Below are 13,075 nucleotides of genomic sequence, written 5' to 3'. Positions count from 1 at the left end.
CATTTAAAAGGAGCATGATTAATCATGCTCCTTTTTTAATACGGTGAAGGTTGATAGGAATAATTCGGCGTTACTTTCTCATTATTATATGGCTTATGAAAAATATGCGTGGTGGCAGGTGACATTGGAGGAATAAGCCATGTCCAATTACCTGTGACGTCACGACCTGCATCTTTCTCAATTTCTTCAAATTTCTTAAATTGTTGCGCAGCCGTATGATGATCTACAATACTGACACCATCTTTTTTGAAGGAAAACAATACAGCTGTATTTAGTTCCAAAAGAGCCCTGTCTTTCCACAGAGAAGCATTAGATTTCGTATTTAATCCCATTCCTCTAGCAACTGAAGGTAACATATTGTAGCGATAGTCATCAGCTAAGTTTCGTGCACCAATTTCTGTGCCCATATACCATCCATTAAACGGAGCAGCAGCGTACGTAATGCCTCCAATCTCCAACTTCATGTTCGAGATCATGGGTACTGCATACCACTTCATCTCTAAATCTTCAAACCAGTCATATTCAGGATGACGAATTGGTACCTCTAAAATATACTGCTCCGGAATATCAAATAATTTCGGTGGGTGATCCTTCACCTGAATAACAAGTGGCAACACATCAAAATTGGTTCTCTTCCCCTTCCAACCAAGTTCCTCACATTTTTTCGTGAATTCTATGGAATCGGAATCTCCAATAATCCAGTTCTCCGTTTCATAGCCAGCATATCGGATAAGCTGATGATTCCATACGCGAATATCCTTTTGTGAAAATATTGTGATAGTCGGCCGAATTCGACCTTCATTTGTCGCAAACTGCATATGGGCGATGAGTGCCTCAAATACAGCTTCCTCGTTATGTAAATGTCGTTTATCAAAAACGGTAAGGCTTTGCCAAAACAGACGACCTATGCATTTATTACTATTACGCCATGCCACCTTGGCACCGAATTCTAGCTCTTCAGTAGTGTGTTCGTAGGCACCTACTGTATTAATCTGACTTTCTATTTCTTTTAAACGTATATGCATGTCTATTTCCGCCTTACCAGTTTCCCTATAAAAAAGATGAATAAAGTCCTGTGCTTCCAATAACATTATCGTAGCACCTCCCCATCTCTCCATCTTAGTAGAATGGAGCCACTACAGACAAGTGACAGAACTAAGAAAGATGTGAGGATTTTATGTCAGTAGAAATAATCGAATTAATTTATATGCTATATACACATTCGCCTACTTTATGTTAAAGTCTAGGTAACATTGAATATTTTGGTAAAATCAAAGGAGATTTTCCCATATTATATTGTAATATGTAGTTATCTTTACACGCACCTTTTGACTCACCACAACTTAGTTCAAAAACTTAGGAGGATTTACTATGAAACGATTTTCTGTAATCATACTTTCCGCAACATTAATTTTGGGGGTTTCTACAACAGCACCGACAGAGACAGAGGCGGCAGCTAAGAAATTCAGCAATTGCACAGAGTTAAACAAAACCTATAAAGGTGGAGTAGCCAAGGCTGCAAATATTAAAAACAAAGGCGGAAAAACTAAATTTACTCCTTTTGTATCAAAAGAGATTTATGAAGCTAACATTAAAAGCGATCGTGATAAAGATGGCATTGCATGTGAGAAGTAATTTTATACTATAGCTTTTGTAGCTTAAGAAAAGTTGATAATATGTAATGCATTTTATTGTATTACCTGACTAGATTCTAATTTCTCCTTTTTTATATAACTAAACTAAAAAATAACCTTGAAAGGCGTTAAGCCTTCAAGGATATGATTTTTTATTTGGTTGTAATCTTGGATGTTGATCTTTGCACTTCAGGATTTTTTAGGTATATACTAGCGCCCTACATTATAGTATATTTATATCTAGAAACATTAATTTTTAAAGAGTTCTTTACATTAAATCGGTCTTGTAGCTCAGTTGGGAGAGCACCACCTCGACAAGGTGGGGGTCGCTGGTTCGAGACCAGTCGGGACCATATTAATAATGCAGTCACAACCTTTGGTACATATAGGGTTGTGGCTTTTTTATTTATACAGACACTTTTAAAAGTATCGTCAATGGGGTTAAAATGGGGTTAAAATTCATATAAATCTAAAGTAAAACTTATAAAGATAAACCACAAGGCAGTATCTCCCCTACCACAACAACCAATTCTCCAAATTTGAATAATGACCACTACTATCAATCTGTGGACGACTTTCTACCTCTTCTAACCAATTATAAAACTTCACAGGCTTACTCACACGTGGTTGTTCCTCCACAGATGAGGAAGTGGATGTCTTCTTATTAGAACGCTCAAATGCTTTATTATAAGCTCCTACGAATGCACTTCGTAATGTGTTAGTAATCGTCAATGTTCCATCTGCAATATCACTAATAATCTTGAAAATAACATTCTTCGCTTTAATGAAATCAGATATATTATTCAGATCAGTAGATAACACTGCTTTATGCAACTGATCCTTTAATTCCTCTTTCATTGATAAGCTATTCATGAAATCAAATAACATCACCTGGTACTCAGTCATGTATGCTTTTTTGTTTTCAGATTGCAAAGCTAATTCTTCTGAAATGCTATATATATTTTTTGCTTGTTTAGAACTTAAAAGATTAAAAGATTTAATGCTTAGGTCCTCACATTGTGGAGGACAAGCCACGTCGTTACTAGCTTCAGCTACCTCTTCTCGTTGTGTCACATTCGATGTGTCATCATAAGGTAAAATTTTATAAATGCTCGCTCCTTTGATTCCGTTTAACTTCGTTTGGGTTACTTTTTCAATAATTTTTAATGAGATCAGTTTCTTAATTCCTCTCATTACTGTACTACGAGAAGTATTAGTTTTGTCTGCAATAGTTTCAGCTTTCAAATGACTAGCACCAGGATACATTAATGAACGGCCAGCAATCATGAAAACAATGGCACGTTCCGATGTAGTTAAATCTAATCTGTATTTATCAATATGCTTTTTTACGTTTGAATCCATGTCCTCCACAGATTTGAATGTTGCATGCTCTGACAGGTATTCGAATGCCATTGTTTTCACCACACCTTCATTATTTATTCCTTAAATTCATATTATATGATTTAAATTAATAATACAACTATTTCATGAATTTAATTCATATTTTATTTGAATTTGTGATATAATATCTTTAATAAGAATAATTAAGGAGTGAGAGGATGGAATTAACTAAGGAAATAAAGAAGTTATTAGTGGACAAGGAAATTAACGCTACACAACTAGCAGAAAAAATTGGTATGACTCAATCAAACCTATCTAAGAAAATGGCTAGTGGCTCATACTCCGTTGCTGATTTAGAAAAGATAGCTGAAGCATTGGATATGCAAATAGAAATTCTATTTAAAAAAACAGATAACTAATTAAAGTTGTCTGTTTTTTGTTATGTACTTTCAATTACAAATCTACTAAGATGAGTAATGAAGGGAGAGAATAAGTATATGAAAAATAAAATAATTTTTAGTGCCGCTGTCATTAGTATGTTGCTACTTGGCGCATGTGGTGATGATGAAAAAACAACCAAAGAAACAGAAGAAGCCACTCCAGTTAATACAAGTGTAGAGGAAAAAGAAACTACTGAAAAAACCACTAGTGATGTTTATTTTAAGGATAATGAAGCTAAATTAGTCGACTTAAAAATAAATATTACTGAAACAAAAGTAATTCAACCAGGTGAGCCAGGAAATGAATATAGTGAAAAACCGGTATTCGCTATTTGGTACGATACAACAAATTTAAGTGACAAAGATATTGACCCAATGACTGCATGGTTCGCTGTATTCACAGTTATCCAAGATAATAATCCTAATTCTATAAACGAATTAGAAGTAGGTTCACTTCCAGATGAAGCTTTTTTAGACTCTCAAATGGAATCTATAAAAAAGGATGGTACTGTTAAGAATGCAATGGCATATGAATTAGATGACTTAGAAACACCTGTCACATTAGTTGCTAATCAAGGTATTGGCGGCGACGAATTAGGCAGACAAGATTTCAATATAAAATAAAAACAACCACCTTCCATTAATCTGGTTGGTGGTTTTATACTAATATTAAGTTCGTTCAATTACCTTCATGTCTTTAATATGAATAATATTAATTGCAACTTCTTCTTCTGTCATAATCATACGTGCGCCATTTATATCAATGGGCTTTAAACTCCGTACATCTGAATTAGTTTCAAAATCATACCTTTGTCCGTTATAAAAAGTAACTTTGACTTCATATTTTTTCACTTAACTCCCCCCTTTGAGTATCTATTCGATAGGGGGAAGGAAAGTCCTTCTATTTAATCCATTATAGTTACATCTACTATTTCGTCTAAATTTAATTTTAATAAATAAAATGGATCATCAAGTTCGATTACTCTTCTTTGTAAATCCACACTTTCTACTGTTCCTCTATTATAAATAAATTCTCCATTTTTCCATCTTTTAATTTTCGTATCCGCTTTACTTTTAATAGCAGCATCTAAAGTATGTTGGATGGCATCATAGTCCCATTCGTCTAGCTCTGGTTTAGGATCTTTTTTAATTTCCTGGTTATATTCTTTCAACATCGCTACATGCTCCGTTAACATCATGCCTTGCCATTTCATCATACCGCGATCTCTAATCAAACAAAGTCCTCCTATTCTTTATGGCCACCAACCATTTTCGACCTTTTAACCGCTGTACCTGCAGGAGTATAGGATACCGCTCTTAATAATGAGGCGGAACCAAATCTATTTCGAATGTTATCCATTGCAGTAGCTAGTTTTCGTATTTTCCAATTGTCCTTTTCGAAAAAGTTAAGCTGCATGGAATGTTCATCTTCTAATTTTGTTATGGAAATGGCTATTTGCCTAACAGGATTTCTATTATAATTTTCTTTTAATAAATCTAAGCAGACATTATATATTTTCATGGTATCGTTCGTGGCCTCATGAATTGTTCGAGATCGCTGAAATCCTCCACCAAAAGCATCTTTACTATAACCAATTCCTAATGAAATAGTTCTAGCTGATTGGAAAGTATCTCTTGCTCTCTTTGTTACATCCTCACACATTTCTAGTATGACTGCTTTTACATCTTCAATTTTCGTATAGTCTCTCATGAGGATTTGACTTTTACCAAAGCTGACTTGTCGGTCCTCTATAGGCGAGCCCATATCTGATAAATCGATTCCGTGTGCATGATGAAATAATTGATTACCCATAACACCAAATTTTTCTTCTAATATTTCCAAAGGTGTTCTAGCTAACTGACCTATGCTAAAAATCCCCATATTATTTAATGTTTTTTCAGTACCTCTACCAATTCCCCACATTTCTGTTAACGGAGTTACTGGCCATAGTTTTGTTTGAACATCTTCATAGCTCCATTTAGCAAAACCTGTTTTCTTTGCATCTAGGTCTAGTGCTAATTTTGCCATTAACATATTGGGACCCATACCAGCTGTTGAATGTAATTGTAAGGTTTCTAATATTTCTTTTTGTATTTCTTTAATAGTCCGTTCTGGTGGTCCCCAAAGTTTTTCAGTACCAGTAAGATCAATAAAGGATTCATCCACACTATAAACATGAACCGCTTCAGGAGGTACGTATTTGTGGAGGATATTAGTAACTGCCATCGACATATCGAGAAAGTACTGCATCTTAGGTTCGAATATTCTTATGTCTGGATGATTAGGTATTTCATAAAGTCGTGTTCCAGTTTTTACTCGAAATCTCTTTTTCATTGCAGGTGATGCAGCCAATACTACAGAGCCTTTTTGCTCTAAATTCCCTACGACTGCAATAGGTACTGTCCTAACATCTAAGTCGTGTAATACTGCAATACAGGACGCATAAAAACTCATCATATCGATACAAGCAATGGAACGGTTAGGTAGTTTGCTATAATCAATCATCGGATTATTTGTAAAGTTCTTGGGGATGAGTTTATGAAATCGATATAGCCTTTCTCTCTCAGTCTGTCCAGGTGACCATGTACGGATGAAACAGATTTTAGACCAACTGCTGCAGTGATCTCTCTCATTGATGGAGAATATTTATTTTCAGCTAAAAAGTGTTTGATGTACTCATAAATTTGCAATTGACGTTTGTTCATACAACTTCACGCTCCTTATGAATTATGGGAACACATGCGAGCACATTATTAATAATAAAAGTACGTTTAGCATTTCGATTAAAACAAAACCCTTGAAAAATATCACCTTGAATCTTTAGGACCTTCACTCGTCTTTGACTTATATTCCCCTTAGAATCCAAATACATTAATTCAACTAGCTGATTCCGTTCCATACATTTCATTAGATTTATACGCACACTTGTTCCCTCCTTCTTTTGTTTAGTATACGAACATTCGTTTGATTTTACAACAAGTAAATTTTTCTAATTTCATTCACATCACCTATGTATTGTAATTTTTCTAATTGGAAATAATATATGTTGAGGTGGATGAAGCATTATGAAAACCGTGAAACCAATGCTTTTAAAGTATCAAGATAAGGTTAGTTCAGAAGAAGGTTGGATTTATGAACCTAAATACGATGGAATAAGACTTTTAGTAGGTAATAACTTCTCATATACACGTCATGGCACAATTACAACAAATCGTTTCCCAGAACTTAAATTTTCAGGTCCTGAAGTATTACTCGATGGAGAACTAATAGCACCTGGAACTGTAGCACCAGATGATTTTGAAGGCGTAATGTCTCGGTTTAGTGGAAATCTAGACCAAGAAATAATGTTTATGGCCTTTGATATTATTACCTATAAAAATGAATTAGTTACAAGGTACCCACTGGAAGAAAGAAAAGGAATACTCACTGAAGCTTTATCAAATATAGATGTACCACATATTAATTTAGTACCTTACATATACACTGAAGGCGAAGCGGTATTTAATTTAATGAAAGAAAACAAAATGGAAGGTATTGTAGCTAAACGTTTAAAAACACCATATTTAACTGGCAAACGTTCTGACAATTGGAGGAAAATTATTAATTGGAGTTATCACGAATGTATTGTTTCGAAGGTTACATTTGGTCCATTAACTGTGCAACTAAGAAGTGTGGATGGAAGTTATATAGGAAGTGTGTCAATCGGATTTACTAAGGAAGTTAGAGAAAAGTTGATTTCAATGACTACACCTTATAATTGCAAAGTGAAAGCGAGAGGATGGACTAGTACAGGTAAGTTACGTATACCTCTAATAATTTCTATAGAATAAAAAAGCGACCAACTCAATAAAGAGTAGGTCGCTTTTCATTCTTGAAATATTAATTAGGCAGTGGAATTCCTGTGAGTCGTGCAATTGTTACTAATGGTGTAACTAAACCTAAAGTAGTAACTAAGAACTTAATAACCTTCTCGCCTTTAGACTTATCTTTTGCCTTTAACGCTTCTTTCAATGTTTCAGAAAACAACTCAGCCTGTTCTTTAACAATTTCATCGGAGAGACCCTTTATTAATTCATTCAACTCATCGAAAGCTTTTTCATATTCACCCTTACTTATTTGTTGTGATTGGGTAACATGGTCAGATTGAATTGCATTATTTCCAGATAGCTCTGAATTATTGAAACTACCTAGTATCTTTCTATCATTAAACTCTTCAGCCATAATAATTCCCCCTTCTGCTAAATTAAATACAACAACTGCCTCTTTAAGTACTGACATTGCTTTTCCCGAAAAGTATGACTCATCTTTTACTAAACTCTCTAAATCCATTGAACTCCCGTTTAAAATACTAGGGGATAATCCAATATTTTCAGTGGAGTTGTCCAGTACTGAACTTTTTTTTTTTCATCTTTTATATATGCTTTATATTCAGGATTAATTTGAAATACTGGATATAAATCCTTCATTGTAATTTCAATTTCTTCTCCACAATTACATTCATACTCATTAATTAAATCACGTTGCTCTGTTATTTCAAGTGTTCGACTACATTCTGGGCATCTTACTTCCCACTTTAAAAGTAGCTGGTCACCAGTTCCTGCACGTTCTAATAAATAATTAAACGCTTCACTAGGAGGTATATTGAGATATTTAGACAAAGCTGTAGGATAAAATCTGTCTACACGACTTATAGACAAAATTTCTAGAAATTTTTCAATTTCCCCTCTTAATACAAACTTATTTGTCATGATCTAACCTCCTTTAGAGAATTAATTAAATAATAACATTCCGTCTAACAAAGTCAATTATTTCTTCTGTTACTTGTGATACAAAAACCACACTATTTGTATTCATACCTATTCTTATGGTAAATGTTTCTTCTACATTCCTAATTGTATAAGGAAACTTGATAAATCCACCTTGATGTTGTAGATGTGGTTCTAAATAACTAAAAAGAGGCAATGTTCTTATTTCGCTACTACTTGCAACACCAACCGTTTCTAATCCCGATAACACTAGAGCTGCAAATGGTACCATTGCCTCCCCTTGTCCAAAAGAATCGGATACTGCTTGTAATTGCACTTCTAATGCACTGGAATCTTTTGTTTGCATATATTCATCTAAAGTGTGAAGCACTCCAAAAACAGAATTTAGCTCATCTTCACTAAACTCTTCAAAATATATTTCTGGCTTAGAAGTAGTTTCTATTAGCTTTCCACCTAATTGATCAGCTATACTACCGATTTCTTGATTAAATGGTGTTTCAACTGGTTCCATAGTAACTTGTAAATTTAACATTTGTGCGACAGTTCTAGCTATTTCTAATGACTTTTTTGTATCTCCTCTTACTTCTAATATCCCCATTTCAACATCATAATAAACAGTAGAAATAGTTGCTCTGGACACAGGACGAATTGAAGTAGGTGTAGTTTCGTATCTTACGCCACTTTTATAAATAAATCGTAAATAAACACCCGTCTGATCCTCTCTAGATGATGCTACCAAAAGTGTAGGTTCCGTAGTAAGATTGTTTTCATCGTATTGATTAGTTTCTTCAAACGGATTAAATGCAGTGTTTTCAATAACTAAATCTTTAAACTCATCATGAGTCAACTTTGGATCAAACTTAAACCAAGTTATTGCAGTAGACTTGGTTGCCAATATTGATTCCTCAATAACCTTTGTAGCCGTAGTAGTTAACTCATCCTTTTTTTCATTTATCCTAATTACAAGCTCGTTCTTGTTTAAAGTAGAGTCAATGTCTAAATTTGTAGCTATTTCTTTTAATTTAGGTTTAGTTAGCTTAAATAAATCTTGAACAAACATAGTATCTTTAATTGTAAACATTATTTAGCACCCCTTTCTGTATACTTCTAATATATCAACAAAATAGTAGTAAAGCATTATTTCGACAAAAATCATCACAATAAAAAGCCCCACCCACAATAAAGTAGGCAGGGCAACAATAAAATTATTTTGTTTCATCAATCAGATAGGTGATCCATCCATATTTCTCTTTAATCTTCGCTTCTGCATCCTCTGCAGCTTCTTTTGTAGTAAATGTTCCGGTGTAAATACGATAGTTAGGATTGAATGAAGTAGTATCAGCAGCCTCATATATCAACATCCCAAAATCAGCTTTAATTTTTTCCGCTGCATCTCCGAATGCTCGAGCATTTGGAAATGTTCCTGTTTTAATACGGAAGATACCTTTTGTAATTGTCACCTCTTTGACCTCCTCTTTTTTTATTGGTGGGAATGATGGACGTTTTCCTTCTTTTAATTGTGCAATAGATAATCCTTTCGTGAATTGCAAATGAGGATAATCTTTAAAACTTGTCCAATCTCCACCCCACTCAAATCCCATTGATTTAGCAATAGCTCCAACACGTCTCCACTTATCGTTGACCGTCCACAATGATTGATTGCCATCATCTGATACTAGGAAGTAATCTATTGCTAGTCCATAATTGTGGACGGATGCACCAGGTTGAGCATTAGAAACAATAGATCCACTAGAACCATATTTTTTGCCATTCCAAGTGTACGATGGTCTACCTTGTCCATAAATATATGCTTGGTCTATATTGGAACGATAACCACTTGAAATCTGTATTAAGATACCCTCTTTATAACATCGAGTAAGTAGTTCAATGGTGTATTCTTTTATCTGTGGATGAACATTACCTAAACGTTTAACAGAGCGATCTATGAGTGTTTTTAATGATACAATCATTATTTCACCTCATCGCGCGGTTTGTTATAATACATAGCCTGTTTGCTATCCGACATTCCTTCTGTAGTTGGATCAGAGACTACACCTAGCAATACTAAAATTGCTAATACTGTATTAAATAAATCTGTTACCTGGTTGTTGTAAATAGTTGTATCGAATCCAAAAAAAGATGCTACCTGTTGAACAAGTAACATCACTAAAGCGAATAATGCAATTAAAAATGGTTTGTGTTTGAATCGTACTTTCCAGTTAATTTTCATTGTGTATTCCTCCAATTATTGAAATTTTTCCATGATAGTTATTACTCCTGCAATTACGCCGCCAGATCCACCGAGAATAGCGAAAAAACCAAGTATAATTTTTTCTGTCCTACTTAGTCGTCTCATCGTGACCTTTTCTTTCGTCACAAGCTTTTTATCATCTGTACTGAAATAATGATCAACGAATTTACCAAGTAAGTCCCTGGTTTGTTGACCGTCTTTCATAACCGTCAATTCTAAGCTAGTTTGAGATGCAGTAATCTTCCCTATTTCCACTCTAAATTCTGCCATCTCTAATCTAAAATCCTCTTGTACTTCTTCTACTTTTTTTAATCTCGGTAAAACTTCATCATGAAATAGTTCATCATGTTTTATAACCTTTTCAAAGGTTTCTTGCATTGAACCTACTCCTCGTGTCACCCTCTCACCCCTTTTTTATAAATAAAAAGAGCACCCAATTGGATGCCCTAGATGTTGATTATTTAATTATTGATACGACACATAATGTTCCTCATATGTTGTAGCGATAATTGAAAAGCCCTTTTTTTCACAGATGTTCCATATAAAATATAATTATTTTTTCCTCTTCACTTCTTTAAATTGAATTGTAGAGATATCTTGGATAAATGAAATTACTCCTTTATTATTTCGAATCATGTATCCTCTTTTACCACTATGTTTTACTAATTTCCATTCAGAATACTCATCTGTTTTATTGAACATTACAAAGTATTCATACTTTGGTTTCATAAAATATAAATATATACTTCTAAAAATAATTATTACACCAGTAAGTATAAAGTCGGAGAAAAGAAGAGAGATGAAAACTATCTTAACTGAGGAACTTTCTATCATATCTTCCATTTCATCAGAAACCCCAAATAACAATAAGAAAAAACAACTTATAAAAATAGTAATAATAATAAATATCTCGTTACTTATATTACTAATATTAGAAGTAAGTATTCTCTCTAATGGAATATTATTGTAATTGTCAATCCATGTTTTTATCGTAAAAAGAATCATAGGACCCAAAAAACCAATAATTGTTAGTAACCACTTGTAATCATCCAAATCTTTTATTACTTCAAAAATAAAAATTACCATCTCATCACCCACTCTCAGTAACCACACTACTAATATCGGTATCGAAAGAAGGTTTTATATACAATTTTTTTTGATTGGCTAGCAACATTAGAATTTAATAAAAAATAACGCTAGCTTAAGCTGCGTCTTCTTTAATATCATATCCCATTGTCGTTAACTTCTTACCCACTTCATCACGTAAATTAGATAGATTCGGTACTTTTTCGTATGTGTATGCCCCGCCCAAAACTGCACTAAACCACACTTGTACAATCACACTATTTTCATTAAACATTTGGCTCGCCTCCTTCCACAACTTCAGTAACAACAGCAACAAGGTTAGATAAGTTAGGCACTTCCGACAACTCTTTATCACCATTTCGCACCGCCTTTACCCATGTTTGTACGATTACACTATTTTTGGTAAACATAAATTACATACCTCCCATTGAAATAAGAGTTGTTAACTCTAATATTGCATTATCTAATTTGTCGTTAAGTATTTCGGCTTCTGTTTTTGGTATATCCTCTAAAATAACTTGATGCGGTGTTACTGAAACATCTACACCTATTCCGTCTGTGGTTTTTATTTGTTTACCTTCTGGAATATCTACCCACAAAAATGGAACTCCTATAGGTTCTCTTGGTGCTGGCTCTCCACTTCTGATTGACATAACATATCCCGTTTTGTCATAAATAATCAATGTTTTTTTCAAATTAATTCCTCCTTAATATTTCAACCAAATGCTATCCATGTTCCAATAGTATTAGGGACATAAACGTTAGGTAATGTAAATCCATTAGCTGTCCAACTTACAGGGTCAGAAAGTTTGACTACCGTAGCACCATTACTTACGTTCCACCACACCATCTTCCAAGTGTTAGGAGAAGGTGTCGTTTTTTCAGCAAGACCCCACCAGTCGTAACCATTAGTGTTAAAAAACATAACTCTTATTGGAGTAAACGGTAATCCAGTAATAGTGAGAACTGGTGAAGCACCGTTAAATGTTCCCATTTGCATGGGTCTGCCTGCTTCATAAGTGGCTTGTACTTTTCCTAAACCGTTATGGTAACCTGCGGGTATGACGTACTGTGCATTTTGAGATGTAAGATTTTGTGTACCTACACTACCCCTATTAGGCATTGTTCCAATTTGCTCACCATCATCGTTGCTGAAAGGTTTTCCTGCTAAAACATCCCCAACAACGGCGGTTCCCGATGCTTTAGCTATTAAGAAAAAACGTCCACCACTTGCAGTGTCGTAGTACCAATCATAGATTTTGTTTGCTTTGATGGCTCCTGCAGCTAATTGAGTACCGTCAAACTTTAATGCAGGAACAATACCTTTACCATCTACATTAATAGTTACATTCCCTGTGTTGTTTGCAACTGCTTTAAATCTTAGTTGTTTAAACTGTCCATAGGTGTAATCTGAGCCTGTTAATATTGTAATTGCGTTAGCAGTACCAGTTGCTAGGTGTATCGCATCTTCTGCCTTATGTGTCGTAAACTCTTCGTAAGATGCAGAGATTGGCACCCATTTGGTACCGTCCCAATATTTATCTTGTGCCATATTT

General features: G+C 34.3%; 22 protein-coding genes and 1 tRNA gene. 5 read left to right on the top strand and 18 right to left on the bottom strand.

Annotation, left to right across the window (positions count from 1 at the left end; all coding sequences use genetic code 11):
• Positions 1 to 35 precede the first annotated feature (35 nt).
• Complete coding sequence (locus MHI47_RS07285; RefSeq protein ID WP_093534905.1) at positions 36 to 1,091, bottom strand: nitric oxide synthase oxygenase; 1,056 nt, start codon at positions 1,089 to 1,091, stop codon at positions 36 to 38.
• Between the two features lie 280 nt (positions 1,092 to 1,371).
• On the opposite strand from MHI47_RS07285, the gene MHI47_RS07280 reads away from it, so the two are divergent.
• Positions 1,372 to 1,635, top strand: coding sequence for an excalibur calcium-binding domain-containing protein (locus MHI47_RS07280; protein WP_093534907.1), 264 nt, complete (start codon positions 1,372 to 1,374; stop codon positions 1,633 to 1,635).
• 279 nt (positions 1,636 to 1,914) lie between these two features.
• Positions 1,915 to 1,987: transfer RNA gene (locus MHI47_RS07275), tRNA-Val, on the top strand.
• Between the two features lie 160 nt (positions 1,988 to 2,147).
• Here the strand turns inward: MHI47_RS07275 and MHI47_RS07270 are convergent.
• Positions 2,148 to 3,047: a helix-turn-helix domain-containing protein gene (locus tag MHI47_RS07270; protein ID WP_340830267.1), complete on the bottom strand. Its 900-nt coding sequence runs from the start codon at positions 3,045 to 3,047 to the stop codon at positions 2,148 to 2,150.
• A gap of 146 nt (positions 3,048 to 3,193) precedes the next feature.
• On the opposite strand from MHI47_RS07270, the gene MHI47_RS07265 reads away from it, so the two are divergent.
• On the top strand, positions 3,194 to 3,394 hold the full coding sequence (locus MHI47_RS07265; RefSeq protein WP_340830266.1) for a helix-turn-helix domain-containing protein: 201 nt from the start codon (positions 3,194 to 3,196) through the stop codon (positions 3,392 to 3,394).
• Between the two features lie 78 nt (positions 3,395 to 3,472).
• Positions 3,473 to 4,039, top strand: coding sequence for a DUF5067 domain-containing protein (locus MHI47_RS07260; RefSeq protein ID WP_340830265.1), 567 nt, complete (start codon positions 3,473 to 3,475; stop codon positions 4,037 to 4,039).
• 45 nt (positions 4,040 to 4,084) lie between these two features.
• On the opposite strand, the gene MHI47_RS07255 is transcribed toward MHI47_RS07260, so the two are convergent.
• Genes MHI47_RS07255 through MHI47_RS07235 form a run of 5 tightly spaced genes read right to left on the bottom strand, consistent with a single transcriptional unit; the run spans position 4,085 to position 6,339 of the window.
• The gene (locus MHI47_RS07255; protein ID WP_340830264.1) at positions 4,085 to 4,267 is read right to left on the bottom strand and encodes a hypothetical protein; all 183 of its coding nucleotides are present in this window, start codon (positions 4,265 to 4,267) and stop codon (positions 4,085 to 4,087) included.
• A gap of 53 nt (positions 4,268 to 4,320) precedes the next feature.
• Positions 4,321 to 4,650 carry a YolD-like family protein gene (locus MHI47_RS07250; RefSeq protein ID WP_340830263.1) on the bottom strand — a complete coding sequence of 110 codons (330 nt, stop codon included), beginning with the start codon at positions 4,648 to 4,650 and terminating at the stop codon, positions 4,321 to 4,323.
• An 11-nt stretch (positions 4,651 to 4,661) separates the two neighbouring features.
• Positions 4,662 to 5,921 (bottom strand): Y-family DNA polymerase, encoded by a 1,260-nt coding sequence (locus MHI47_RS07245; RefSeq protein ID WP_340830262.1) that lies wholly within the window; start codon positions 5,919 to 5,921, stop codon positions 4,662 to 4,664.
• A complete protein-coding gene (locus MHI47_RS07240; RefSeq protein ID WP_340830260.1) occupies positions 5,918 to 6,121 on the bottom strand; it encodes a LexA family protein in 204 nt (67 codons plus the stop codon). The genes MHI47_RS07245 and MHI47_RS07240 overlap by 4 nt, the downstream gene beginning before the upstream one ends.
• Complete coding sequence (locus tag MHI47_RS07235) at positions 6,118 to 6,339, bottom strand: transcriptional regulator (protein WP_340830259.1); 222 nt, start codon at positions 6,337 to 6,339, stop codon at positions 6,118 to 6,120. The genes MHI47_RS07240 and MHI47_RS07235 overlap by 4 nt, the downstream gene beginning before the upstream one ends.
• A gap of 142 nt (positions 6,340 to 6,481) precedes the next feature.
• Between MHI47_RS07235 and MHI47_RS07230 the strand changes: the two genes are divergently transcribed.
• Positions 6,482 to 7,246: an ATP-dependent DNA ligase gene (locus MHI47_RS07230; RefSeq protein ID WP_340830258.1), complete on the top strand. Its 765-nt coding sequence runs from the start codon at positions 6,482 to 6,484 to the stop codon at positions 7,244 to 7,246.
• Between the two features lie 49 nt (positions 7,247 to 7,295).
• Here MHI47_RS07230 and MHI47_RS07225 read toward each other — a convergent pair whose 3' ends face one another.
• The 11 genes from MHI47_RS07225 to MHI47_RS07175 all read right to left on the bottom strand — a co-directional run bounded on the left by MHI47_RS07225 (position 7,296) and on the right by MHI47_RS07175 (position 13,071).
• Positions 7,296 to 7,745 (bottom strand): hypothetical protein, encoded by a 450-nt coding sequence (locus tag MHI47_RS07225; protein ID WP_340830256.1) that lies wholly within the window; start codon positions 7,743 to 7,745, stop codon positions 7,296 to 7,298.
• 11 nt (positions 7,746 to 7,756) lie between these two features.
• Entirely contained in the window at positions 7,757 to 8,164 is a 408-nt protein-coding gene (locus MHI47_RS07220; protein ID WP_340830255.1) for a hypothetical protein, read from the bottom strand.
• A gap of 25 nt (positions 8,165 to 8,189) precedes the next feature.
• Positions 8,190 to 9,263: a hypothetical protein gene (locus MHI47_RS07215; RefSeq protein ID WP_340830254.1), complete on the bottom strand. Its 1,074-nt coding sequence runs from the start codon at positions 9,261 to 9,263 to the stop codon at positions 8,190 to 8,192.
• A gap of 124 nt (positions 9,264 to 9,387) precedes the next feature.
• Positions 9,388 to 10,152, bottom strand: coding sequence for a M15 family metallopeptidase (locus tag MHI47_RS07210; RefSeq protein WP_340830253.1), 765 nt, complete (start codon positions 10,150 to 10,152; stop codon positions 9,388 to 9,390).
• Complete coding sequence (locus MHI47_RS07205; RefSeq protein WP_340830252.1) at positions 10,152 to 10,412, bottom strand: phage holin; 261 nt, start codon at positions 10,410 to 10,412, stop codon at positions 10,152 to 10,154. The genes MHI47_RS07210 and MHI47_RS07205 overlap by 1 nt, the downstream gene beginning before the upstream one ends.
• A 15-nt stretch (positions 10,413 to 10,427) precedes the next feature.
• On the bottom strand, positions 10,428 to 10,811 hold the full coding sequence (locus MHI47_RS07200) for a hypothetical protein (RefSeq protein ID WP_340830251.1): 384 nt from the start codon (positions 10,809 to 10,811) through the stop codon (positions 10,428 to 10,430).
• A 174-nt stretch (positions 10,812 to 10,985) separates the two neighbouring features.
• Positions 10,986 to 11,519, bottom strand: coding sequence for a hypothetical protein (locus MHI47_RS07195; protein ID WP_340830249.1), 534 nt, complete (start codon positions 11,517 to 11,519; stop codon positions 10,986 to 10,988).
• A 115-nt stretch (positions 11,520 to 11,634) separates the two neighbouring features.
• Positions 11,635 to 11,793, bottom strand: a complete 159-nt coding sequence (locus MHI47_RS07190) for a hypothetical protein (protein ID WP_340830248.1) — start codon at positions 11,791 to 11,793, stop codon at positions 11,635 to 11,637.
• Positions 11,786 to 11,929, bottom strand: coding sequence for a hypothetical protein (locus tag MHI47_RS07185; RefSeq protein ID WP_340830246.1), 144 nt, complete (start codon positions 11,927 to 11,929; stop codon positions 11,786 to 11,788). Before MHI47_RS07185 ends, MHI47_RS07190 begins: the two co-directional genes overlap by 8 nt.
• A gap of 3 nt (positions 11,930 to 11,932) precedes the next feature.
• A complete protein-coding gene (locus MHI47_RS07180) occupies positions 11,933 to 12,214 on the bottom strand; it encodes a hypothetical protein (RefSeq protein WP_340830244.1) in 282 nt (93 codons plus the stop codon).
• A gap of 20 nt (positions 12,215 to 12,234) precedes the next feature.
• Complete coding sequence (locus tag MHI47_RS07175) at positions 12,235 to 13,071, bottom strand: hypothetical protein (RefSeq protein WP_340830243.1); 837 nt, start codon at positions 13,069 to 13,071, stop codon at positions 12,235 to 12,237.
• Positions 13,072 to 13,075: the final 4 nt, after the last annotated feature.

Source organism: Psychrobacillus sp. FSL H8-0487, assembly GCF_038008385.1.
Classification (GTDB): Bacteria; Bacillota; Bacilli; order Bacillales_A; family Planococcaceae; genus Psychrobacillus; species Psychrobacillus psychrotolerans.
The sequence above is the reverse complement of the archived record's forward strand: the minus strand, read 5'-3'. Positions and strand labels throughout refer to the sequence as shown.